The 23564-nt window shown below is 67.1% G+C and carries 22 protein-coding genes; 7 read left to right on the forward strand and 15 right to left on the reverse strand.

Annotated features, from left to right (window positions below):
* Positions 1–7 precede the first annotated feature (7 nt).
* Both lolB and B7G54_RS29110 read right to left on the reverse strand, forming a co-directional pair.
* The gene (gene lolB / locus B7G54_RS29105; protein WP_085042201.1) at positions 8–628 is read right to left on the reverse strand and encodes a lipoprotein insertase outer membrane protein LolB; all 621 of its coding nucleotides are present in this window, start codon (positions 626–628) and stop codon (positions 8–10) included.
* Positions 628–2451, reverse strand: a complete 1824-nt coding sequence (locus B7G54_RS29110) for a tetratricopeptide repeat protein (protein WP_085042172.1) — start codon at positions 2449–2451, stop codon at positions 628–630. Before B7G54_RS29110 ends, lolB begins: the two co-directional genes overlap by 1 nt.
* 86 nt (positions 2452–2537) lie before the next feature.
* Between B7G54_RS29110 and mutM the strand changes: the two genes are divergently transcribed.
* Both mutM and mutY read left to right on the forward strand, forming a co-directional pair.
* On the forward strand, positions 2538–3365 hold the full coding sequence (gene mutM, locus B7G54_RS29115; RefSeq protein ID WP_048246970.1) for a bifunctional DNA-formamidopyrimidine glycosylase/DNA-(apurinic or apyrimidinic site) lyase: 828 nt from the start codon (positions 2538–2540) through the stop codon (positions 3363–3365).
* 24 nt (positions 3366–3389) lie between these two features.
* A complete protein-coding gene (gene mutY / locus B7G54_RS29120; protein ID WP_085042173.1) occupies positions 3390–4496 on the forward strand; it encodes an A/G-specific adenine glycosylase in 1107 nt (368 codons plus the stop codon).
* 98 nt (positions 4497–4594) lie between these two features.
* Here mutY and B7G54_RS29125 read toward each other — a convergent pair whose 3' ends face one another.
* From B7G54_RS29125 to kdsD, 11 genes are all read right to left on the reverse strand, one after another.
* Positions 4595–5230 carry an LON peptidase substrate-binding domain-containing protein gene (locus tag B7G54_RS29125; RefSeq protein ID WP_085042174.1) on the reverse strand — a complete coding sequence of 212 codons (636 nt, stop codon included), beginning with the start codon at positions 5228–5230 and terminating at the stop codon, positions 4595–4597.
* Positions 5231–5257: 27 nt separating this feature from the next.
* Positions 5258–6166, reverse strand: a complete 909-nt coding sequence (gene rapZ, locus B7G54_RS29130) for an RNase adapter RapZ (protein ID WP_085042175.1) — start codon at positions 6164–6166, stop codon at positions 5258–5260.
* 75 nt (positions 6167–6241) lie between these two features.
* Positions 6242–7210, reverse strand: coding sequence for an HPr(Ser) kinase/phosphatase (hprK, locus tag B7G54_RS29135; protein WP_011353227.1), 969 nt, complete (start codon positions 7208–7210; stop codon positions 6242–6244).
* A 129-nt stretch (positions 7211–7339) separates the two neighbouring features.
* A complete protein-coding gene (locus B7G54_RS29140) occupies positions 7340–7879 on the reverse strand; it encodes a PTS sugar transporter subunit IIA (protein WP_011353226.1) in 540 nt (179 codons plus the stop codon).
* 168 nt (positions 7880–8047) lie between these two features.
* Positions 8048–8407: a ribosome hibernation-promoting factor, HPF/YfiA family gene (gene hpf, locus B7G54_RS29145; RefSeq protein WP_006477786.1), complete on the reverse strand. Its 360-nt coding sequence runs from the start codon at positions 8405–8407 to the stop codon at positions 8048–8050.
* Between the two features lie 158 nt (positions 8408–8565).
* Complete coding sequence (locus tag B7G54_RS29150; RefSeq protein WP_085042176.1) at positions 8566–10071, reverse strand: RNA polymerase factor sigma-54; 1506 nt, start codon at positions 10069–10071, stop codon at positions 8566–8568.
* Between the two features lie 159 nt (positions 10072–10230).
* Positions 10231–11007 carry an LPS export ABC transporter ATP-binding protein gene (gene lptB, locus B7G54_RS29155; protein WP_034189275.1) on the reverse strand — a complete coding sequence of 259 codons (777 nt, stop codon included), beginning with the start codon at positions 11005–11007 and terminating at the stop codon, positions 10231–10233.
* Positions 11004–11669 carry a lipopolysaccharide transport periplasmic protein LptA gene (gene lptA / locus B7G54_RS29160; protein ID WP_085042177.1) on the reverse strand — a complete coding sequence of 222 codons (666 nt, stop codon included), beginning with the start codon at positions 11667–11669 and terminating at the stop codon, positions 11004–11006. The genes lptB and lptA overlap by 4 nt, the downstream gene beginning before the upstream one ends.
* Before the next feature lie 20 nt (positions 11670–11689).
* Positions 11690–12304 carry an LPS export ABC transporter periplasmic protein LptC gene (gene lptC, locus B7G54_RS29165; RefSeq protein WP_085042178.1) on the reverse strand — a complete coding sequence of 205 codons (615 nt, stop codon included), beginning with the start codon at positions 12302–12304 and terminating at the stop codon, positions 11690–11692.
* Between the two features lie 3 nt (positions 12305–12307).
* Positions 12308–12844 (reverse strand): KdsC family phosphatase, encoded by a 537-nt coding sequence (locus B7G54_RS29170; RefSeq protein WP_085042179.1) that lies wholly within the window; start codon positions 12842–12844, stop codon positions 12308–12310.
* Positions 12844–13827 (reverse strand): arabinose 5-phosphate isomerase KdsD, encoded by a 984-nt coding sequence (kdsD, locus tag B7G54_RS29175; protein ID WP_085042180.1) that lies wholly within the window; start codon positions 13825–13827, stop codon positions 12844–12846. Before kdsD ends, B7G54_RS29170 begins: the two co-directional genes overlap by 1 nt.
* 125 nt (positions 13828–13952) lie before the next feature.
* On the opposite strand from kdsD, the gene B7G54_RS29180 reads away from it, so the two are divergent.
* The 5 genes from B7G54_RS29180 to purU all read left to right on the forward strand — a co-directional run bounded on the left by B7G54_RS29180 (position 13953) and on the right by purU (position 19110).
* On the forward strand, positions 13953–15959 hold the full coding sequence (locus B7G54_RS29180) for a monovalent cation:proton antiporter family protein (RefSeq protein ID WP_085042202.1): 2007 nt from the start codon (positions 13953–13955) through the stop codon (positions 15957–15959).
* A 77-nt stretch (positions 15960–16036) separates the two neighbouring features.
* Positions 16037–16603, forward strand: a complete 567-nt coding sequence (locus B7G54_RS29185) for an adenine phosphoribosyltransferase (protein ID WP_085042181.1) — start codon at positions 16037–16039, stop codon at positions 16601–16603.
* Between the two features lie 62 nt (positions 16604–16665).
* Positions 16666–17280 (forward strand): LysE family translocator, encoded by a 615-nt coding sequence (locus B7G54_RS29190; protein WP_085042182.1) that lies wholly within the window; start codon positions 16666–16668, stop codon positions 17278–17280.
* 5 nt (positions 17281–17285) lie between these two features.
* Positions 17286–18152, forward strand: coding sequence for an NUDIX hydrolase (locus tag B7G54_RS29195; RefSeq protein ID WP_085042183.1), 867 nt, complete (start codon positions 17286–17288; stop codon positions 18150–18152).
* A gap of 73 nt (positions 18153–18225) precedes the next feature.
* Positions 18226–19110, forward strand: coding sequence for a formyltetrahydrofolate deformylase (purU, locus tag B7G54_RS29200; protein WP_085042184.1), 885 nt, complete (start codon positions 18226–18228; stop codon positions 19108–19110).
* 116 nt (positions 19111–19226) lie between these two features.
* On the opposite strand, the gene B7G54_RS29205 is transcribed toward purU, so the two are convergent.
* Positions 19227–20312 carry an AI-2E family transporter gene (locus tag B7G54_RS29205; RefSeq protein ID WP_085042185.1) on the reverse strand — a complete coding sequence of 362 codons (1086 nt, stop codon included), beginning with the start codon at positions 20310–20312 and terminating at the stop codon, positions 19227–19229.
* Between the two features lie 252 nt (positions 20313–20564).
* Positions 20565–23450: an excinuclease ABC subunit UvrA gene (uvrA, locus tag B7G54_RS29210; RefSeq protein WP_085042186.1), complete on the reverse strand. Its 2886-nt coding sequence runs from the start codon at positions 23448–23450 to the stop codon at positions 20565–20567.
* Positions 23451–23564 lie beyond the last annotated feature (114 nt).

A 23564-nucleotide genomic window follows, 5' to 3' on the forward strand; every position in this document is an offset into this window, starting at 1 on the left:
CGGGTGCTCACTGATCGAGCACGAGCTTGATGTCGAGCGGCGGTGTCGCGCGCACGAGGTTGACGCGTTTGACGCCCGTGGCCGGGGCATCCGCGTAGGCAAGGTAGTCGATCGTCCAGCCGTCCTGGCGGATCTGCTTGACGCGCGTGCCGTCGGCCGGATCGCGCACCGTCTCCGCGGGCGTCGCGGGCGCGGCTGTCGGCAGCAGCCAGTAGCGCAGGCCGGCGAGCGGCAGTTCGAAGCCGAGCGTTTTCTGCATCAGGTCGCCGACATCCGGTGCATATTGCGCCGGACGATTCGGCAATTCGAGCGACGCCGCCTGCGGCGTCGATTTCACGACCGCGAGCGTCTGGCCGAGCGGGCTGCGCAATTCAAGCGACACGTCGTCGCCGTGCTCCTGCCAGTCGAAGTTGCCGTACACATTCTGCTGCTTGCCGAGACGGTCGTCGTACTGCACCGCGAAGCGGCCATGGTAAGCGTGCGTTGCGGCGGTCTGCAGCACCGCGCCGGCCGGCGCGCTTGCCGACGGCGGCGTGCTCGCGCAGCCGGCGAGCGCAAGCGCCGCGCCGGCTGCGGCCAGCGTGCGCTGCGCACGGGAGGACAGGGAAAACGTCGGGAACATCTGTATCAGAGACCGTTGATCTGGAGGCGTTTCAGCGTCTGCACGAGCGTGTCGTTGTCCGGCTCGAGCTTCTGCGCGGCACGCCACGCGGAACGCGCGTCATCCTGCGCGCCGCTCTTCCACAGCACTTCGCCGAGATGCGCGCCGATTTCGGCGTTCGGCTGCAGTTCGTACGCGCGCCGCAGCACCTTTGTCGCGCCGGCCGTATCGCCCATCCGGTATTTCACCCAGCCGAGGCTGTCCATGATGTAGGCGTCGTTCGGCGCGAGCGTCATGGCCTTGTCGATCAGCTTGCTGGCTTCAGGCAGCCGCTGGTTGCGGTCGGCAAGCGAATAACCGAGCGCGTTGTACGCCTGCGGATTGTCGGGCTGCGTGCGGATCAGCTCGCGCAGCTGCTTTTCCATCGTCGTGTAGTGGCCGGTTTTTTCGGCCGCCATCGCGTAGTCGTAGCGCAGGTCGGGATCGTCGGGGAAGTCCTGGACCGCCTGCCCGAGCCGTGCCTCGGCTTCCGGATAGCGCTTCGCGGTGAACAGGATCGACGCGTCGGTGCGTGCGACCACGGCCGCATCGCGCGGATCCGTGATCGGCAGGTCGTCGAGCACCTTGCGCGCCTCGTCGGTCTTGCCCTGTTTCTGCAGCAGTTGTGCGCGCGTGATCTGTGCGGGGAGGTAGTGCTGGCTCGTCTGGTCGACCTTGTCGAGCCATTGCGACGCCTGCGCGTCGTTGTTCTGGTCGATCGCGATCTGCGCGAGGTAGATGTAGCCCTGGCCGACGTCGAGGTTCGGCTGCTTGTCGCCGAGCTGTACGTACTGCTTCAGGTAGCCGGTCGCTTCGTCGAGCTTCTTCTGCTGGATCTTGATCAGCGCGAGCGCCATCAGCGGCGTCGGATCCTTCGAGTCGAGCTTGCGCATCGTCTCGAACTGCTTTTGCGCGTCGCCGAGGCGATCGTCGGCGAGATAGAGCTGCGACAGCGCGAGCCGCGCATCGCGCGACTTCGGATTCTGCTGAACATATTTCTCGAACGACGCGATGCCCGCCGCGCGTTCCGCCGGCCCCATCTGCGACAGCATCAGGGCCGCCGGCAGGTAATCGGGGCGGATCTGCAGCGCCTGCTTCAGCGATTGCGCGGCGCCGTCCTTGTCGTCGACCGCAAGCTGCTGGCGCGCGATCGCGAGCTGGGCTTCGGGCCGGTTCAGGTCGTTCTTCAGCATGTCCTTCAGCACCGCGAGGCCGCCGACGCGGTCGGAGCCGCGCACGAGTAGCGCCTGCAGCGCGAGGATTGCCGGGCCGCGCGTCTCGCCGGTCGCCCGGGCCAGTTCGCGTGCGAGCATCGGCTGCGCGTCGGCCGGCTTGCCGGCGAGCACCAGCAGCGCGGCGTCGACCTGCGACGCGCGGTTTGAATCCGGGGCGTACTGGCGCCACAGGTTCGCGGCGGACAGCGCGTCGGCCGGGCTCTGCGCGCCAAGCGCGATCTCGGTCGCACGCTGCGCCATGCGCGGATCGCGCGTATCGCGGGCGAGCGCGAGATAGGTCTGGTAGGCCGGCGCGGGCTGATTACGCTGGAGCGCGACCTCGGCGGCGAGCACCTGGTAGACGATCTGGCTCGTCAGCGGCACGCCGGGAAGATTCTTCTGCTCGTCCGGCATCACATGCTCGAACGTACCCTGCGGCTCCGCGTCGTCCGATGCCGGATCCTGCGCGTGCGCCGGGAGGGCGGTGAGGGTCCAGGCGGCAAACAGCGCGACGCCGAGTGCACGGCGGACCGGGAAGGCGCGCACGCCGCGCACGGCGGCGGGGCGCTTCTGAAGCAGCTTCGAGGGCAGGGTCATGGAAATCCGTTCGATGTTTCAACCGATTGTAACGCGCTCGCTACAATACACGCACGATCGTGAATCCAGTCTGAGACCCGCAAAGCATGCCAGAGTTGCCAGAAGTCGAAGTCACGCGCCGGGGCATCGAGCCCTTTGTCGCGGGCCGCCGCGTCGAGCGTGTCGACGTCCGTACCGCGATGTTGCGCTGGCCCGTGCCGGCGGGGCTTGCCGAGCAGTTGCGCGCGCGCGAGGTGCTCGCCGTCGAGCGTCGCGGCAAGTACCTGCTGTTCGAGGTCGATGCGGGCTGGTTCATCGTCCACCTCGGCATGACGGGCACGCTGCGCGTGCTGCCCGCGGCTGGCGTGCCGGTTGCCGCGAAGCATGACCACATCGACTGGATCTTCGACGAGTTCGTGCTGCGCTTTCGCGATCCGCGCCGCTTCGGCGCCGTGCTGTGGCACCCGCGCGAGGCGGGCGACGTGCACGCGCATCCGCTCCTCGCGAGCCTCGGCGTCGAGCCGTTCTCGCCGGCGTTCACCGGTGCGCTGCTGCACGCACGCACGCGCGGCCGCACGGTGTCGGTCAAGCAGGCGCTGCTTGCGGGCGACATGGTCGTCGGCGTCGGCAACATCTATGCGTCGGAGAGCCTGTTTCGCGCCGGCATCCGGCCGACGACGGCCGCCGGCAAGGTCTCGCTGCCGCGCTACGAGCGGTTGGCCGACGCGGTGCGCGCGACGCTCGCCGACGCGATCGAGCGCGGCGGCAGCACATTGCGCGATTTTGTCGGCAGCAATGGCGAAAGCGGCTATTTCCAGCTCGACTGCTTCGTCTACGATCGTGCGGGCCAGCCATGCCGCGTATGCGGCACGCCGATCCGCCAGATCGTACAGGGCCAGCGGTCTACCTATTTCTGCCCGACCTGCCAGCGTTGAAACCATTTTCCACGATTAGATAACTTGAAGCCGCCCCGCATCGCCCCCGCTCCGTTCCCCGTCACGCCGCTGCACCGCACGTTCGCCACGCGCCTGGTCGCGTGGCAGCGCGAGCATGGCCGCCACGACCTGCCGTGGCAGAACACCCGCGATCCGTACCGGATCTGGCTGTCGGAAATCATGCTGCAGCAGACGCAGGTATCGACCGTCATCCCGTATTACACGCGCTTTCTCGAACGCTACCCCGACGTCGCCGCGCTCGCGGCCGCGCCGACCGACGACGTGATGGCACTGTGGGCGGGGCTCGGTTACTACTCGCGCGCGCGCAACCTGCACCGCTGCGCGCAGGTCGTCGTCGCCGAGCATGGCGGCGCGTTTCCGGCGACGCCCGACGCGCTGGCCGAACTGCCGGGCATCGGCCGTTCGACGGCCGCGGCGATCGCGTCCTTCGCGTACGGCGCGCGCGCGACGATCCTCGACGGCAATGTGAAGCGCGTGCTTGCCCGGGTGTTCGGCGTGGAAGGCTTTCCGGGCGAGAAGCGCGTCGAGAACGACATGTGGGCGCTTGCGGAATCGCTATTGCCCGACGCCGCGAACGCGGCCGACGTGAGCGCCTATACGCAGGGGCTGATGGATCTCGGTGCGACGCTGTGCGTGCGCGGCAAGCCCGATTGCGCACGCTGCCCGTTTGCGGGCGACTGCGTCGCGCAGTCGACGGGCCGCCAGCGCGAACTGCCGGCCGCGCGGCCGAAGAAGGCCGTGCCGACGCGCAGGACCTGGATGCTCGTGCTGCGCGACGGCGACGCCGTGCTGCTCGAGCGGCGGCCGCCAACCGGCATCTGGGGCGGGCTGTGGAGCCTGCCGCAAGCGGACGGCGATGCGGCGCTTGCGGAACTCGCGCGCGGCTTCGGCGGCGGCGGCACGGTGCGGCTCGCGCCGCTCACGCACACGTTTACGCATTTCCGGCTCGAGATCGAGCCGCGGCTGAGCGACATGGCCGGCGGTGGCGGCCTGCCTTCGGGCGTGCGGGACGCAGACACCGCCTGGGTGCCGCTGAGCCGGCTCGATGCGTACGGCGTGCCGGCACCCGTGCGCAAGCTGCTCGATGCGCTGAGCGGGCCGCTGCTGTAACGAAGGGGTAGGGGGGGCGCGCTCAAGAAATCGCCGGGCCGTCCCAAGTTTTCCTGAGCCCCTCGGGGGCTGGCGCGAAGCGACAGGTCTGGGGCCCTTTATAACCAGCCGTGCCGGTCGAGCACGTGGTGCACGGCGTCGATGCGCGCGCCGACGTCCGGAAACTCCATCAGCTTCTGCCGCGCGCGCAGGTCGAGCGGCAGCAGTTCCGCGAGGCGGTTCGACACCCAGCTCGGATCGTCGAGGCGGAACGGTTCGCCGAACGGCAGCTTGCCCGGTTCGGACTTCTTCAGCGCGGCGATGATGCGCTCGAGCACTTCGGCGCACGAGCCGAACTGCGCGAGCGTCTGCTCGCCTTCGAGCGGGATGTCGTCGGGCAGCGGCTCCGCGATGCCGACCAGCAGCCCGTTGCCTTCGACGCGATACGACAGCAGCTCGAAACGCTGCGTGCCGACTGCCTGCAGGTACAGCATGCCGAATTCACCGGTATCGCATTCGGTGATGCGCGCCATGCAGCCGATGGTCTCGGGCACCGACACCGCGCCGTCCTGCGCGACTTCGGGCCCGCTCTTCAGCAGGCACACGCCGAACGGCGCGTCGTCGCGCAGGCACGCGCGGGCCATGTCGAGATAGCGCGCCTCGAACACCTTGAGCGGGAGCAGGCCTCCCGGAAACAGCACCGTGTGCAGCGGAAACAGCGGCAGGTCGATCAGGGTGGTCGATAGGGAGGACATGGCGCGCGGGCGTTGGGGCGTGCTTCGCTAGGGTCGGTCGACCTCGGAGACGAGCCGCGACGACGCGTCGACATCCACTGGCGCGTCACGATGCCGCACGATCACGTTCGCCTCGTGCGCAAGGCGCGCGGCGAGCGTTTCCGCGATGAACACCGAGCGATGCTGCCCGCCCGTGCAGCCGATGGCGACGGTCAGGTAGCTGCGGTTGTCATCGCGGAAGTGCGGCAGCCATTTCATCAGGAACGCATGGATGTCGTCGATCATCTGGTGGACGATCGGCAGTGCGTCGAGAAAGGCGATGACCGGCTGGTCGAGCCCGGTGAGCGGGCGCAACTCGTGGTCGTAGTACGGATTCGGCAGCGCGCGTACGTCGAACATCAGGTCGGCGTCGAGCGGCACGCCGCGCTTGAAGCCGAACGATTCGAACATCACCATCAGGTCGTTGTTCTTCTGCTCGATGAAGCGCTTGACCCATGTGCGCAGCGCGTTCGCGCGCAGCGTGCTCGTGTCGATCTGGTGGCCGAATTCGGCGAGCGGTGCGACGAGGTGGCGTTCGCGCTCGATCGCTTCCTCGAGCGACGACAGCAGGCCGATGTCCGCATCGTGCGACAGCGAGCCGGACAGCGGATGGCGGCGGCGCGTTTCGGAGAAGCGCTGGATCAGTGCCTGGGTGCTCGCATTGAGGAACAGCACGCGAACGTCGTGATCGCGCGACAGCTCGCGGATCAGGCCGGGCAGTTCGTCGAGCGACGCGCTCGAGCGCGCGTCGATCGCGACCGCGAGCCGGTGCTGGCCCTCCCCGGCGAGGTAGTGGGCGAGTTCGGGGAGCACGTGCGGCGGCAGGTTGTCGACGCAGTAATAGCCTGCGTCTTCGAGCGCGTTCAGCGCGACGGACTTGCCTGAGCCGGAGATGCCGGTGATGAGGACGATGCGCATGGGAAGCAGAGAATCCTGACGTTTCATCATAGCACCGGCTCGACGCGTCGGCGTTGCGTGGCCGGCGCGTGCGGGTTACACCAGTTTGCCGGGGAACTGACTGTCGGGATCTTGCATCGCGAGTCGTTGCCGATCCATGAAATCGCGCAACGTGTCGATTCCGCGCAACTGCAGGATCGTGTTCCGGACGGCCGCCTCGACGAGCACCGCGAGGTTGCGGCCGGCCGCGACCTGGATCGTGACCTTGCTGATCGGCAAGCCGAGCACGTCGACGGTCTGGCTTTCGAGCGGCAGGCGCTGGAATTCGCCGTCGGGGCGCCGTACGAGCTGGACGATCAGCTTCAGCTTCATTTTCCGCCGCACGGCGGTTTCGCCGAAGATCGTCTTGATGTCGAGCAGGCCGAGGCCGCGCACTTCAAGCAGGTTCTGCAGCAGCGGCGGGCAGCGCCCTTCGACGAAATCGGGGCCAAGTCGGACGAAATCGACCGCGTCGTCGGCGACGAGGCCGTGGCCGCGGCTGATCAGCTCGAGGCCGAGCTCGCTCTTGCCGAGGCCCGAATCGCCGGTCAGCAGCACGCCCATCCCGAGGATGTCGATGAACACGCCGTGCAGCGTCGCGCGCGGCGCGAGGATCCGCGACATATAGAGCCGCAGGCTGTCGATCACCGCGGCGGCCGACATCGGCGTCGTGAACAGCGGGGTCGACGAGCGCGTGCAGCGCAGCACGAGTTCGGGCGGCGCCGCGGCGCCGCCGGCGACGACGAGGAACGGCGGTTCGAGCGCGATCAGCTCGGCCATGTGGCGCGAGCGGTCTTCGTCGGTCTGCCGCTGGTAGTAGTCGATTTCGGCTTCGCCGAGCACCTGGATCCGGTTCGGGTGGATCAGGTTCAGGTGGCCGACGAGGTCGGCGCTCGAGGTTGCATTGCCGACGGTGTCGGCCGAAAAGCCGCGCTCCCAGCCTTCATGCCCCGTCAGCCAGCTCAGTTTCAGCGTGGCCGCGTTGTCGTCGAAGATGCTCTGGGCGTTAATGCTGGACGTATCCATGACTTTCGTCACTCCAATGGGCCGGTGCGTGCGCGCGGCGACGGACGTCGCCATGCCGGGCCGGCGCCGGGCGGCCCTGAACGGCGGCGCATGCCGCCGCGTACGGGAAAATATTCCGCCCGGATCAACTCAAGGTTGCCACTGAGTGAGCAGGCGATGCAACTCGGCGATATCCGTTTCGTTGTGCAGACGCTCGCGCGCGTCGCGATCGGACAGCAGTTGCGCGATTTCCGACAGGATCTCGAGGTGCTGCTGGGTGGCTTGCTCGGGCACGAGCAGGAAAATCAGGAGGCCGACCGGCTGGCCGTCGGGGGCTTCGAACGGGATCGCGTCGGCGAGCCGGACGAACGCGGCGAGCGGGTGCTTGAGGCCCTTGATGCGCCCGTGCGGAATCGCGACGCCTTCGCCGAGCCCGGTCGAGCCGAGGCGCTCGCGCGCGAACAGGTTGTCCGTGACGGTGCTGCGGGCGATGCCGTTCTGATTCTCGAACATCAGCCCGGCTTGTTCGAACACGCGTTTCTTGCTGGTGACTGAGAGGTCGATGACGACGTTCTCTATGGGCAGGATTTTGGCTAGGCGATTCATGTTGGCAGGCGATTGGGCGGCCTGGGGTCTCCTTGCGGCGGCAGACTGATTATCCATGTTCGGCGATATCAAGGCGTTCGGCATCGGCAACCTGCAAGGCAGCTACCGCATCCAGCGCCCCCCGGCGATAACCGGAACATTATAGAGCACAGCCGCATGCGTGGCGCAGCGCGGACGGACCGGTTGCACCACTGCGCGGAGTCGCAAAAAAAACGCCCGGCGAACCGGGCGACGTGTGTGTTGCGGCGAAGGTTACTGCGGCGGCAGTTCGATCTGGTCGATCGACGGTTGAAGCTTGATCGGGTCGTGCGCATGCGTTTGCAGGCGCTCCATGTGCTTGACGACCTGGCGGTCCAGCTTGTCGATCAGCAAGTCGATCGCCGCGTACAGGTTGCCGTTCGCACTTTCGACGAAGATGTCCTTGCCCTTCAGGTGCAGGTTGATTTCTGCGCGCTGCTGCTTGTCCTTTTCCTTGTGGTTGTCGACCGAGAGGATCACAGTGCCATCGATCACCTGATCGCTATGCCGTAGCACCCGGTCCAGCTTGGTGATCACGTATTCGCGAATTGCAGGCGTGACTTCGAGATGATGTCCACTGATCTTCAGGTTCATAGTGCTTCTCCAAGCGAGTGACCACGCGGCCGCATCGAGGCGGCGCTCCGGTCGACTTGCCCGTGCCGCACGAGGCGGCGTATCGCGGACAGGTCGCCCGGCCTGTTCCCCGTATGCGCGGTGGCCGGAACACGCCTGCCGCCGGGCAGGCAGCAGGCTTAAAGAGACTTGCGCAGATTCACTGCCGGGATCTTGAGGGCTTCGCGATATTTCGCAACCGTGCGGCGCGCGACCACGAAACCCTGTTCTGCCAGCAGCTCGGCAATGCGGCTGTCCGAAAGTGGCGCTTTTGGGTCTTCAGCTCCTATCAGTTGCTTGATCAGGGCTCGGATGGCAGTCGACGATGCGGCGCCTCCGGTGTCGGTCGAGACGTGAGATCCGAAGAAGTACTTAAATTCAAGCGTCCCGAACGGGGTCAGCATGTACTTCCCGGTTGTCACACGGCTGACAGTCGACTCGTGTAGGCCCAGCGTATCAGCTATTTCCCGCAAAACCAAGGGGCGCATGGCAATTTCACCGTGCGCAAAGAAGTTCTTCTGACGCTCGACAATAGCCTGCGCGACACGCAGGATCGTGTCGAATCGCTGCTGGATGTTCTTGATCAGCCAGCGTGCTTCCTGGAGCTGTTGCTTGAGCGAACCGGCCGACGGATCGCCGCGGCTGTTGCGCAGGATGTTCGCGTAGAGGTTGTTGATCCGCAGGCGCGGCACGACCTCCGGATTGAGCTCCGCGAGCCATCCCTGGCCAGCCTTCTTCACGATGATGTCGGGCACCACGTAGTCGGCCTCGGCCTTGCCGTACGCGGCGCCGGGGAACGGCTCCAGCGAGCGGATCAGCATGTGCGCGTCGCGCAGCGCGTCGTCGCTCGCCTTCAGGTGCTTGCGCAGCCGCGTGAAGTCGCGGGCGGCGAGCAGTTCGAGATGCTGCGACACGATTTCGAGCGCGAGCGTGCGTGTCGGGGACGGATCGAGGCGGAGCAACTGCAGCTTCAGGCATTCGGATGCCGAGCGGGCACCGACCCCAGCCGGGTCGAAGCTGTGCAGCAGCGCGAGCGCCGCATTCAGTTCGTCGCAGTCGATCTCCAGCTCGGGCGGCAGGTCGGCGAGCACTTCGTCGAGCGTGGCGGTCAGGTAGCCGTCGTCGTCGAGCGATTCGATCAGGAACATCACGAGCGCGCGATCGCGCGGGCCGGCCTGCGTGACGCGCAACTGCGCGGACAGGTGGTCGCGCAGCGATGTCGCCGCTTCCTGCACCTGCAGCGGCGGGAGGTCGTCGTCGTCGGACGCGCCGCTCGAGCGGCCGAATTCGTCGAGGTTCCACTGCGGGCCGTCGTTGCCGTCGCCGGATGCGTAACCGTCGTATTCGTCCGCGCCGGCCGGCTCGTCGCGCTCCGCACGATCGCTCGACGAACTGCTGCTGCTTGTCGTAGCGGGCTCGGTGTTCTGCGCGGGAGGCGTCTGCGCGATCAACGATCCGTCCGCTGCGACACGCAGCGGGCTCACGATCCAATCGTCGTCGTTCTCGAGCAACGGGTTCTGCGCGACGGCCATCGCGACTTCCTGCTGCAATTCGAGCGTCGACAACTGCAGGAGCCGGATCGACTGCTGTAGCTGGGGCGTCAGCGCCAGATGTTGCGACAGGCGGAGTTGAAGGCTGGCTTTCATGGCAAGGAGGGAGTCATACCGGCAGTTTGCCACGACCCAGGCGCGTTGAGCCATCCGCGATTACGCGCGGCGCGCCGCCCGGCCGCGGGCATGGCCGCGCAGCGGGGCGCGGCCCCGCGCGGCGACGCCGGGCGGGGTGCAGCCAGCCACGAGGGGGAGTTACATCCGGAAGTGTTCGCCGAGGTACACGCGGCGCACGCTTTCGTTTTCGATGATTTCGCTCGGCGCACCGGCGGCGAGCACCGAGCCGTCGCTGATGATGTAGGCGTGGTCGCAGATGCCGAGCGTTTCGCGGACGTTGTGATCGGTAATCAACACGCCGATGTTGCGCTGCTTCAGGAACTTGACGATCTTCTGGATCTCGAGCACCGCGATCGGGTCGACGCCGGCGAACGGTTCGTCGAGCAGGATGAAGTTCGGGTTGGTCGCCAGCGCGCGCGCGATTTCGACCCGGCGCCGCTCGCCGCCCGACAGCGACAGCGCGGGGTTTTCGCGCAGGTGGCCGATCTGCAGTTCGTCGAGCAGCGCTTCGGTGCGCGACGAGATTGCGTCCTTCGACAGCCGCTTGCCGTCTTCGCCGTGTTGCAGCTCGAGCACCGCGCGGATGTTCTCCTCGACGGTCAGCTTGCGGAACACGGATGCTTCCTGCGGCAGGTACGACAGGCCGAGCGATGCGCGCTTGTGGATCGGCAGCAGGCTGATCGAGCTGCCGTTCAGCGAGATCTCGCCCGCGTCGAGCGGCACGAGGCCGACGATCATGTAGAACGACGTGGTCTTGCCGGCGCCGTTCGGGCCGAGCAGGCCGACGACTTCGCCGCTCTTCACGTCGAGCGACACGTCCTTGACGACCGTGCGCGAGCCGTAGCGCTTCTTCAGGTTGCGGACGACGAGCGAACTCGTGGTGCCGGCCGGCTGGCGGTTCGGTAGTGCGTTCATTGGCCCGGCGCCCCCTGGATCGTGGTCGACGGCGACAGCTTCGCCGGTGCGCCGTTCAGCGGCGCGGGGCCGCCGTTCTTCGGCGACAGCATTGCGCGTACGCGGCCGTTCGGGTTGCCCGGCGCGGCAACGTCCTTGCCGCCCTTCGCCGTGTAGAAGTCGCGCTGGCCGTCGTACGTGATCACGCTGCCGTGCACGGTATCGGCGACGGTCGACGTGCCCTGCAGGCGGCGCACGGTCGCGGCGGTGGTCAGCGTGGTCAGGTCCTGCTTGCCGTCGTAGTCGATGCGCTCGGCGTCGCCGTCGATGTACTCGTCGAGGCCTTCGCGCTTCTGGCGGAACGTTGCGTGCTTCTTGCCGCTGCCGAACGACGTCGCGTACTGATAGCCTTCCGGGTCCTGGCGCACTTCGACGCGATCGCCCTTGATGATGATCGTGCCCTTCGTGATCACGACGTTGCCGGTCGCGACCGTGACCTGCTTCAGGTCGTCATAGGTCAGGTTGTCGGCCTCGACGTTGATCGGCTTGTTCTGGTCGGCCTTCTCGGCATGGGCGAGCGGCGCCAGCCCGACCAGCGGGAGCACCACGAGCGTCGCGGCAAGCGCGGCGCGGACGGCGCGCGCAGCGCCGCCGGAAATCTGTCGAGGGAACGGTTCGTTCATGCAGTCACGTGAGGGATGCGTCACTTGGGTTGACCTTTCGAGCCGCCGGACGTGTCCGCCGCGGCGATCGTGCCGCGCACGTTGCCGTAAAGCTCGATGACCCGGGTGACGTTGTTGTACTTCATGCCGTCGGTCGCATTGACGAGCGACAGGCCGCGCTGAAGTTTAACCGGCTTTTCGGTCTGGATCACATCGTCATTGACGAAGATCCGGAAATGCTGGGAATCGGCCTGCATCTGCGGATCGCCGCCGCCGGCCGCGCGCAGGATGCGCGCGTCGTCGTACAAGTCGACGATCGACACGTCGCCGTTGACGGTGCCGCGCTTCGCGGTGGTCGTCACGACCGGCTTGCCGGGCTGGAACGCGCGCATGGCCGGATCGGTCAGGTCGCTGTTTTCGGTGTCTTCGTAGTGGATCAGCTTCGCGGCCGTCAGCCGGTACTGGGTCGAGCCGGACTGGTCGAGCTCGGTGACCGAGAAGTTGTCCGCGAAATAGTCGGGCGTATGGCGCTTCGGCTGCACGGTGCCTTCGCCGGGCGGCGGCAGCGTGGCCTGCAGCAGCCACCAGGTGATGCCCGCGAGTGCGGCGACCGCGGCAAGCGGCAGCAACTGGGTCCAGCGGAAATGCGTGTTCATCCGTCAGGCTCCGCAGGCGGCCGCGAGCAGCCCGTCGTAGCGGCGCTGCGCGCGCAGGATCGCGTCGCAGGCTTCGCGCACGGCGCCTTGGCCGCCGCGGGCCTCGGCCACCCAGTGCGCGCGGGCGATCACCTCGGGGTGTGCGTTCGCGGGGGCCGTCGCGAAGCCGCAGCGCAGCAGCACGGGCAGGTCGGGCCAGTCGTCGCCCATGTAGCCGCACTGGTCGGCGGTGAGGCCGAGCGATGCGATCAGGTCGGCGAACACGGCGAGCTTGTTCTCGACGCCCTGGAACAGGTGCGCGATCTTCATTTCCTTCGCGCGCGCCGCGACGATGTCCGAGCGGCGGCCCGTGATGATCGCGGTTGCGATGCCGGCTTCGCCGAGCAGCTTCACGCCGTGGCCGTCGAGCGAATTGAATGACTTCATGGCGTCGCCGGCCGCGGTAAACAGCAGGCCGCCGTCGGTCAGCACGCCGTCGACGTCGAAAATCATCAGCTTCACGCGGCTCGCGCGTTCGGCCGCAGTCAGCGCTGCGCTCATCAGATCACCTTCTTCGAAAACAGGTCGTGCATGTTCAGCGCGCCGATCAGCACGCCGTCGGCATCGACCACCAGCATCTGGTTGATCCGGTGGCGCTCCATCAGTTCCACCGCCTCGACCGCCAGGTGATCCGGCGCAACCGTGCGCGGGTTGCGTGTCATGACATCGGTGATCGGCAGCGCGCGGAAGTCGCCGTCGCGCGCGAGCACGCGGCGCAGGTCGCCATCGGTGAAGATGCCGGCGACCTTGCCGTCGGCGTCGACCACGGCGGTCATGCCGAGGCGCTTCGCGGTGATCTGGAACAGGGCGTCCGACAGCGTCGCGTCGAGCCCGACGGACGGGACGTCGTCGCCCGAGCGCATCACGTCGCGCACATAGGTGAGCAGGCGCCGGCCGAGTGCGCCGCCCGGGTGCGAGCGTGCGAAATCTTCCGAACCGAAGCCGCGCGCGTCGAGCACGGCGACGGCGAGCGCGTCGCCGAGGGCGAGCGCGGCGGTCGTGCTCGCGGTGGGCGCGAGGTTCATCGGGCAGGCCTCTTTCGAGACCGCCGCGTTCAGGTTCACGTCGGCGAGCGTGCCGAGGCTCGACCCCGCGCGGCCCGTGATCGCGATCAGCTTCGCGCCGATCCGCTTCACGAGCGGCAGGATCGCGACGAGTTCTTCGGATTCGCCGGAATAGGAGATGCCGATGAAGACGTCGTCGGAGGTGACCATCCCGAGGTCGCCGTGGCTGGCCTCGGCAGGGTGGACGAAGAACGCCGGCGTGCCGGTGCTGGCCAGCGTGGCCGCGATCTTGCGGGCGATATGCCCCGATTTGCCGATACCGGACACCACCACGCGGCCGCGGCAGCCGAGCAGCAGCGCGACAGCCTGGACGAAGCCGCCGTTGAGCTGGTCGCGCAGCGCGCGCACGGCGTCCGCCTCGATGTCGAGCACGTCGCGGGCGAGCGCGAGCGCCCGGTCATCATTGATTTTCGCTATCATGCGCGGAGTATAGCAAAGGCGTTTGTTCGCCGCGCCGGGCCTTCGGACTCGTCCGAAGTTGCCTGACCACCGCCACCACCCGCGCCCGCATTGCCGTGGCCCCGACGAACGAGGACGCTTCGCCCGTGATTTCCCCGCTCGAAATGACCCTGCTGCTGCTGCTGGCCTCAGTGGTGGGCGTCGTCGTATTCCGCTCGTTGAACCTGCCGCCGATGCTCGGCTACCTGACGGTCGGCATCGTGGTCGGCCCGCACGCGTTCGGCATCGCGGCGGATCTCGAACGGGCCGAGCATCTCGCGGAATTCGGCGTGGTGTTCCTGATGTTTTCGATCGGCCTCGAGTTCTCGCTCGCGAAGCTGAGGGCGATGCAGCGGCTCGTGTTCGGGCTCGGGCTGCTGCAGGTCGTCGCGACGCTCGTGCTCGCGCTCGTGCTCGGCGCGCTGTTCGAGCACTGGGTGCACATCACGTGGCAGGGCAGCATCGCGCTCGGCGGCGCGCTCGCGATGTCGTCGACGGCGATCGTGTCGAAGATGCTCGCCGAGCGGCTCGAGATCGAGACCGAGCACGGCCGCAACATCTTCGGCGTGCTGCTGTTCCAGGATCTCGCGGTCGTGCCGCTGCTGATCGTGATCGCCGCGTTCGGTGCCGAATCGTCGAAGGACCTCGCGCTCACGCTCGGCTTCGCGGCGGTCAAGATCGTGATCGCGCTCACGCTGCTGCTGGTCATCGGGCAGCGCTTCATGACGCGCTGGCTCAATGTCGTCGCGCGGCGCCGCTCGCAGGAACTGTTCGTGCTGAACCTGCTGCTCGTCACGCTCGGCGCCGCGTTCATCACCGACCGCTTCGGCCTGTCGCTCGCGCTCGGCGCGTTCATCGCGGGGATGCTCATTTCGGAGACGCCGTTCCGCCATCAGGTGGAGGAGGACATCAAGCCGTTCCGCGATGTGCTGCTCGGCCTGTTCTTCGTGACGACGGGGATGCTGCTCGATCCGCGCGTGATCTGGGAGCATCCATTGCTCGTGCTCGGCTTCTTCGTCGGCCAGGTGCTGTTCAAGGCCACGATGATCACGGGGCTCGCGCGGCTGTTCGGCGCGACGCCGGGCGTCGCGATGCGCACCGGCATCGGGCTCGCGCAGGCCGGCGAATTCGGCTTCGTGCTGCTGAACCTGATTCTCGACCGGCATCTCGTCGATGCGACGCTGCTGCAGGCGATCCTCGCGTCGATGCTGCTGTCGATGCTCGCCGCGCCGTTCCTGATCCAGAACGCCGACCGGATCGTGATGCGGCTGTCGTCGACCGAATGGATGCAGCAGTCGCTCCAGATGACGCGGATCGCAACGCAAAGCCTCAAGCAGCGCGGTCACGTGATCATCTGCGGCTACGGCCGCGCGGGCCAGAACCTGGCGCGGATGCTCGAGCAGGAAGGCATTTCGTACGTCGCGCTCGACCTCGACCCCGATCGCGTGAGCGCGGCCGCGACGGCCGGCGAATCCGTCGTGTTCGGCGACGCGGCGCGCCGCGAGTCGCTGCTCGCGGCCGGTATCCACCGCGCAGCGGCGGTGGCGATCACCTATGCGAACACGCCGTCCGCGCTGCGCGTGCTGCACCACGTGCACGAACTCGAGCCGACGCTGCCCGCGATCGTGCGTACCGTCGACGATGCCGATCTCGAGAAGCTGCTCGCGGCCGGCGCGACCGAAGTGATTCCGGAGATCGTCGAGGGCAGCCTGATGCTCGCGTCGCACACGCTGGTGCTGGTCGGCGTGCCGATGCGCAAGGTCGTGCGGCGCGTCGAGGAAATGCGCGACGAACGCTACAGCCTGCTGCGCGGCTATTTCCACGGCGCGGACGACGCGGACGACGACGACCACGAGCAGGTACGGCTACAATCGGTGCCGGTCGATGCGCGCGCGGACGCGGTCGGGCGTTCGCTGGAAGAACTCGGGCTGTATGCACTCGGGCTCGAAGTCACGGCGATCCGCCGGCACGGCATCCGCGGCGTCGAACCCGATCCGCAGACCAAGCTGCGCGCGAGCGACATCGTGGTGCTGCGCGGGCTGCCCGAGGCGCTCGCGCTCGCGGAGGAGCGGTTGTCGCGCCATCGGCGCGATCCGCCGGCCGCGGCCGCCTGAGTCGCGATTCACAACCCGACCCGTATTTATTCGAAACGGTGCCCGATCTTCGTGCACCGTTTTTTTCGGAGAGTTTCATGCCGCATTCGTCGCCGGGCGCACCGCTCGATCCGGTCGCCTTCATCCACAGCCAGATCCGCACGGTGCCCGACTGGCCGCAGCCGGGCGTGCAGTTCCGCGACATTACGACGCTGCTGCAAAGCCCGAAGGCGCTGCGCATCCTCGTCGACCTGTTCGTCGAGCGCTATGTCGATGCGAAGCTCGATTACGTCGCGGGCCTCGACGCGCGCGGCTTCATCATCGCGCCGATCGTTGCGTACGAACTGAGCGTCGGCTTCGTGCCGATCCGCAAGGTCGGCAAGCTGCCGTACAAGACGCGCTCGGAATCGTACGACCTCGAATACGGCAGCGCGACGGTCGAGATCCATGAAGATGCGTGCCGCCCCGGCGACCGCGTGATCATCATGGACGACCTGATCGCGACCGGCGGCACGATGATGGCGGGGCGCAACCTGCTGCAGCGGCTTGGCGCGGAGGTCGTCGAAGGCGCGGCGATCATCGACCTGCCCGATCTCGGCGGCTCGGCGCTGCTGCGCAACGCGGGACTGCCGGTTTATACCGTCACCGAATTCGCCGGCCACTGAACGCCGGCCCGCCTGAATCCACACCTGAATTCACCTGAGTTCACGTTAGCAGCGAGGTCACGATGCCCAACTTCATGCTGTTTCTCGCCACGTCGATCGCGATCACGTTCGCGCCGGGTCCCGACAACCTGCAGGTGCTTGCACGCGGCATCTCGCAGGGCCGCGCGGCCGGTTTCGTCGCCGCGCTCGGCTTCACCGCCGGGATCCTGTTCCACACGACGCTCGCGGCGCTCGGCGTCGCGGCCGTGCTGCGTTCGTCGCCGGTCGCGTTCGAGATCCTGAAGCTCGCCGGCGCCGCGTACCTCGTGTGGATCGGCATCAAGGCGCTGCGCAGCCAGGGCCTCGCGAATGCGCATGCGCGTCCGCCGCAGCCGCTCGGCACGATCTTCCGGCAGAGCGTGATCGGCAACCTGATGAACCCGAAGGTCACGCTGTTCTTCGTCGTGTTCCTGCCGCAGTTCGTCGATCCGCACGGCATGCAGAGCGTGACGCTGCAGATGTTCGAGCTCGGCGCGCTGTTCATGCTGCAGACGGCCGTGGTGTTCTCGCTGTTCGGCGTCGGCGCGGGCATGATCGGCACGTGGCTGAAGCGGCGACCGAAGGCCGGCGTGTGGCTCGACCGGATCGCCGGCGCGACGTTCATCGCGATCGGCATCCGCGTCGCGCTGAAGGACTGATCGCGATGACGTTTCCGTGCATTGCGGCCGCGCGCCGCTTCGATCCGGCCGCGCACCTGCGTTTCGAGATCGCCGGCCAGGCGGTCGGCTGGGTGCGCCGCCAGGACGTCGCGATGCTCGCCCGCTGGCCCGACGTGTTCGAGCTGACCGATGAGCGCGTCGTGCTGTCGGCGCGCTACGACTCGGTCGACGCACGCAGCATGGCGCTGGCGAGCGCAATCGGCGCACTCGCGGCGGAAGGCGCGATTCCCGGCTGGCGCGACGAGATCTACGCGATCCGCAACCGCTTCGACGATGCGCCGCTCGCGTACATCGAGCGCGCCGCGTCGCGCTTCTTCGGCACGCAGACTTACGCGGTGCATCTGAACGGCATCGTAGAATATGCAGTTACGCCGGGCGAGCCGTCCGCCGCGGCCGTCCCGCAGATGTGGCTCGGCCGCCGCAGCGAGACCAAGGCAACCGATCCCGGCATGCTCGACAACGTCGTCGCGGGCGGGATCGGCTGGGGCCTGGGCGTTCACGAGACGCTCGCGAAGGAATGCTGGGAAGAAGCCGGCATTCCGGCCGAACTGGCCGCGCGCGCGATCGCAGGCCGCGCGGTGCAGGTGCTGTGCTCGCTGCCGGAAGGCACGCAGTCCGAACTGATCTTTGTGTACGACCTGCCGCTGCCGCGCGACTTCGCGCCGCGCAACCAGGACGGCGAAGTGGCCGAGCACCTGCTGGCCGGCGTGCCCGAGGTGATCGGCTGGCTGCGCGCCGGCCGCGCGACGATGGACGCGAGCCTCGCGACGCTCGACACGCTGCTGCGCCACCGCTGGATCCCGGCGGCCGACGCGACGGGCATCGACGCACTGTTCGCACCGGCCGCATGACGCGTGCCGCGCACGCAGTCCGGCGGCGCGCACGGGCAATTTGACGAATACGGAAACGAAGGGAGTAGCGGTCATGCCGACCGATCACAGCTTTATCTTGAAACTGTCGTGCCCCGACCGGCACGGCATCGTCCACGCGGTCTCGGGCTTCCTGTTCGAGCGCAGCAACAACATCCTCGATTCGGCGCAGTTCGGCGACAGCCGCACCAGCGAATTCTTCATGCGCGTGCACTTCGAGCAGGACGGCGGCGGCGCGGATGCCGCGACGGCGCTCGACACGCTGCGCAAGGAGTTCGCGCCGCTCGCCGAGCAGTTCTCGATGCGCTGGGAACTGCATGACGCCGCCGTGAAGCCGCGCGTCGTGATCATGGTGTCGAAGATCGGCCATTGCCTGAACGACCTGCTGTTCCGCTATCGCACCGGCCAACTGCCGATCGAGATCCCGGCGATCGTGTCGAACCACAAGGAGTTCTACCAGCTCGCCGCGAGCTACAACATCCCGTTCCATCACTTCCCGCTGGTCGGCGGTTCGTCCGATACCGCGAAGGCCGCGCAGGAAGCGCGCGTGCTGGAAGTGATCGACGAGCATCAGGCCGATCTCGTCGTGCTCGCGCGCTACATGCAGATCCTGTCGCCGAACCTGTGCAAGCAGCTCGCCGGCCGTGCGATCAACATCCACCATTCGTTCCTGCCGAGCTTCAAGGGGGCGAAGCCGTACTACCAGGCGTTCGATCGTGGCGTGAAGCTGATCGGCGCGACCGCGCACTACGTGACGACCGATCTCGACGAAGGCCCGATCATCGAGCAGGAAGTCGAGCGCGTCGACCACAGCATGACGCCCGACCAGCTGACGGCGATCGGCCGCGACGTCGAGTGCGTGACGCTTGCGCGTGCGGTGAAGTGGCACGTCGAGCACCGGATCGTGCTGAACGGGACGAAGACGGTCGTGTTCCGCTGATTCGCCGATCACCGGCCCCCGGATGGCCGGCCCCCGGTTCCCCGGTGGCCACAAACAAAAACGCCGCGCCCTTCACGGGACGCGGCGTTTTTTTCGCCTTTGACGCGCGGGCTGCTTCAGATCAGCCGCAGCAGGTACAGCTCGCGCTTCAGGTACGCGTAGAAGATCGGCGCGGCGATCACGCCCGGCAGCCCGAATGCGGCTTCCATGATCAGCATCGCGAGCAGCAGCTCCCACGCGCGCGACTCGATCTGGCCGCCGATGATCTTCGCGTTCAGGAAGTATTCGAGCTTGTGGATGATCACGAGGAACGCCAGCGACGCGATCGCGGTGCCCATGCTGACCGACAATGACACGGCGACGATCAGCGTGTTCGAGATCAGGTTGCCGATCACGGGCAGCAGGCCGACGATGAACGTGACGAGCACGAGCGTTTTCGACAGCGGCAGCCGCTGGTGGAAGATCGGCAGCGCGACGAGCAGGTAGATGCCCGTGAACACCGCGTTGATCGTCGAGATCTTGATCTGCGCGAACACGATCCGGCGGAATGCGTCGGCGAAGCGTGACACGCGCGTGACGAGCGCGGTCGACAGCGGCCGGCGCACCTTGCCGTGCTCGACGCCGATCGCGATCATCGCGCCGATGATCATCCCGAACAGCACGTGGCCGAAGCCGCGTGCGACGCTCTTGCCGCTTTGCTGGAGCTGGTCCATGTGCGAGTGCATCAGCACCGCGGCCTTCGTCTTCATCTGCTCGACGTCGACGGGCAGCAGGTTTGCGATCCAGGCCGGCGTGCGTGCGCGGGTCTGCTCGACGATCTGCATCAGCTGGTCGAGCAGGCTTTGCAGGTTCGGCACCGTGCGCTCGAAGTGTTCGATGATGCCGATCGTCAGGCCCGTCAGCGCACCGACGATCGCGATCGCCAGCAGCACGACGGCGACCCAGCGCGCGCGCATGCTCGTGGTGTGACGTTCGATCACGGGTGCGATCGTGTGGATCAGCTGGTAGACGAGCAGGCCGGCCAGCAGGCCGCCGAGCAGCTTGAGCTCGATCACGAGCCACATGGCGAGGATCGCGAACACATAGCTGCCGATCTCGAGTGCCGACAGCTTCGGCAGGCTGAAGTCGCTCGTCAGCCGCACGCTGCGCAGGTGCGGTTCGCGATTTTGCGCATCGCGAGACGAGTCTGGTTGCTTCTCCATTGTGGATTCCTGTCGTTCGTGTGTCATGCCGCGGAATGCGTGGCAGAGCCGTGTTCGCCCGGCGCCGCACCGGATTGGTGCGTACGGCGAACCTTACGACCGTAAAGTATAGCCGCCATTATGGTCCGCAACGGGGCCGTTTGGCGCATGGTGTAAACGCAGAAGGGAAAACGAGAGGAGGCCGGTTGCGCGATGCGGAGGGAGGCGCGCGGCCGGACGGCCGCGCGCGGGAGAGGAGGACGGTGGGAAGCGTCAGCCGGCTGCGACTTTGCGGGCCGTGCGCTTGAGCAGCGGCGCGAGGTACTTGCCGGTGAAGCTCGCCTTCGTCTTCGCGACCTGCTCGGGCGTGCCCTGCGCGATGATCTGACCGCCGCCGGCGCCGCCTTCGGGGCCGAGGTCGATCACCCAGTCGGCCGTCTTGATCACGTCGAGGTTGTGCTCGATGATCACGACCGTGTTGCCCTGGTCGCGCAGCCGGTGGATCACTTCCAGCAGCAGCGCGATGTCGTGGAAGTGCAGGCCGGTGGTCGGCTCGTCGAGGATGTACAGCGTGCGGCCGGTGTCGCGCTTGGAGAGTTCGAGCGACAGCTTCACGCGCTGCGCCTCGCCGCCCGACAGCGTCGTGGCCGACTGGCCAAGGCGGATGTAGCCGAGGCCGACGTCGAGCAGCGTCTTCAGCTTGCGCGCGATGACCGGCACCGCGCTGAAGAACGCGTACGCGTGCTCGACGGTCATGTCGAGCACTTCGCTGATGTTCTTGCCCTTGTACTGCACTTCGAGCGTTTCACGGTTGTAGCGCTTGCCGTGGCACACGTCGCACGGCACGTAGACGTCCGGCAGGAAGTGCATTTCCACCTTCAGCACGCCGTCGCCCTGGCACGATTCGCAGCGGCCGCCCTTCACGTTGAACGAGAAGCGGCCCGGATCGTAGCCGCGCTCCTTCGAGGTCGGCACGCCCGAGAACAGCTCGCGGATCGGCGTGAACAGGCCCGTATACGTAGCCGGGTTCGAGCGCGGCGTGCGACCGATCGGCGACTGGTCGACGTTGATCACCTTGTCGAAGTGCTCGAGGCCCTCGATCGCCTCGTGCGGCGCCGGCTCGGCCGACGAGCCATACAGGTGGCGCGCGACCGCGTGGTACAGCGTGTCGTTGATCAGCGTCGACTTGCCGGAGCCCGACACGCCGGTGATGCAGGTCAAGAGGCCGACCGGCAGTTCGAGATCGACATGCTTGAGGTTGTTGCCGTGCGCGTCGACGATGCGCAGCATCCGCTCTGGATCGGGGGCGAGCCGCTCGTCCGGGTACTCGATCGTGCGCTTGCCGACCAGGTACTGGCCGGTGAGCGACTGCGGGTTCGACTGCACCTGCTTCGGCGTACCCTCGGCCACGATCACGCCGCCGTGCTCGCCCGCGCCGGGGCCCATGTCGACGACGTAGTCGGCCGTGCGGATCATGTCCTCGTCGTGTTCGACGACGATCACCGAGTTGCCGAGGTCGCGCAGGTGCTTGAGGGTCGAGATCAGGCGGTCGTTGTCGCGCTGGTGCAGGCCGATCGACGGCTCGTCGAGCACGTACATCACGCCCGTGAGGCCCGAGCCGATCTGCGACGCGAGCCGGATGCGCTGCGCCTCGCCGCCCGACAACGTTTCGGCGCTGCGCTCGAGCGACAGGTAGTCGAGGCCGACATTGTTCAGGAAGGTGAGGCGCGCGACGATTTCCTTGATCACCTTGTCGGCGATCTCGCGCTTCGCGCCGTCGAGCGTCAGGCCGTCGAAATAGCCGAGCGCGTCGCGCAGCGGCCAGCCGCTGATTTCATAGATGCCGCGCGCGTAGTCGCCGGTGCCGACCCGCACGTGGCGCGCCTCGCGGCGCAGGCGCGTGCCGTCGCACGACGGGCACGGCTGGTTGTTCTGGTACTTCGACAATTCCTCGCGCACCGCGACCGAATCGGTCTCGCGATAGCGCCGCTCGAGGTTCGGGATGATCCCTTCGAACACGTGCTCGCGGATCGTCGTGCGGCCGCGCTCGTTGATGTACGAGAACGGGATCGCCTGCTTGCCCGAGCCGAACAGCAGCACCTTCCGGATCTTTTCCGGCAGATCCTCGAACGCGGCGTCGATGTCGAATTCGTAGAACGCCGCGAGACTCTGCAGCATCTGGAAGTAGAACTGGTTGCGGCGGTCCCAGCCTTTCACGGCGCCGGCGGCGAGCGACAGCGACGGGTGCGCGACCACCCGTTTCGGGTCGAAGAACGTGATCTGGCCGAGGCCGTCGCATTCCGGGCACGCGCCCATCGGGTTGTTGAACGAGAACAGGCGCGGCTCGAGCTCCTGCAGCGAGTACGAGCAGATCGGGCACGCGAACTTCGAGCTGAACAGGTGCTCGTGGTCGGAATCCATCTCGAGCGCGATCGCGCGGCCGTCGGCGAGGCGCAACGCCGTCTCGAACGACTCGGCGAGGCGCTGCTTCATGTCCGGGCGCACCTTCAGGCGGTCGACGACGACGTCGATCGTGTGCTTATCGTTCTTTTTGAGCTTCGGCAGCGACTCGACCTCGTAGATCTTCGCGACGCCTTCGTTCGCGGTGCCGCCGCCGGAGCGCACGCGAAAGCGCACGAAGCCCTGCGCCTGCATGTCCTCGAACAGCTCGGCGTGCTCGCCCTTGCGGTTCGCGACGACGGGCGCGAGGATCATCAGCTTGGTTTCCTCGGGCAGCGCGAGCGCGGCGTCGACCATCTGCGACACGCTCTGCGCTTCCAGCGGGATGTCATGGTCGGGGCAGTACGGCGTGCCGACACGTGCGAACAAAAGTCGCAGGTAGTCGTGGATTTCCGTGACCGTGCCGACGGTCGAACGCGGGTTGTGGGACGTCGCCTTCTGCTCGATCGAGATCGCAGGCGACAGGCCTTCGATCAGGTCGACGTCGGGTTTCTCCATCAACTGCAGGAACTGGCGGGCATACGCGGACAGGCTTTCGACGTAGCGGCGCTGGCCCTCGGCATAAAGGGTGTCGAACGCGAGCGACGATTTTCCCGACCCGGACAGCCCGGTAATCACGACCAGCTTGTGGCGCGGCAGGTCGAGATTGACGTTTTTCAGGTTGTGGGTACGCGCCCCACGGATACGGATCTGTTCCATGAACCTGGCGAAAATGGAGGGAACCAAACCTGCTACTATAACGGCTTTTCGAGGCCGTCGTTTGGGCCCCCCAGCCTTGCAGCAGGTGGCAGCAAGGCGGCGCCTGCGCCGGGA

This window comes from Burkholderia puraquae (genome assembly GCF_002099195.1).
Classification (GTDB): Bacteria; Pseudomonadota; Gammaproteobacteria; order Burkholderiales; family Burkholderiaceae; genus Burkholderia; species Burkholderia puraquae.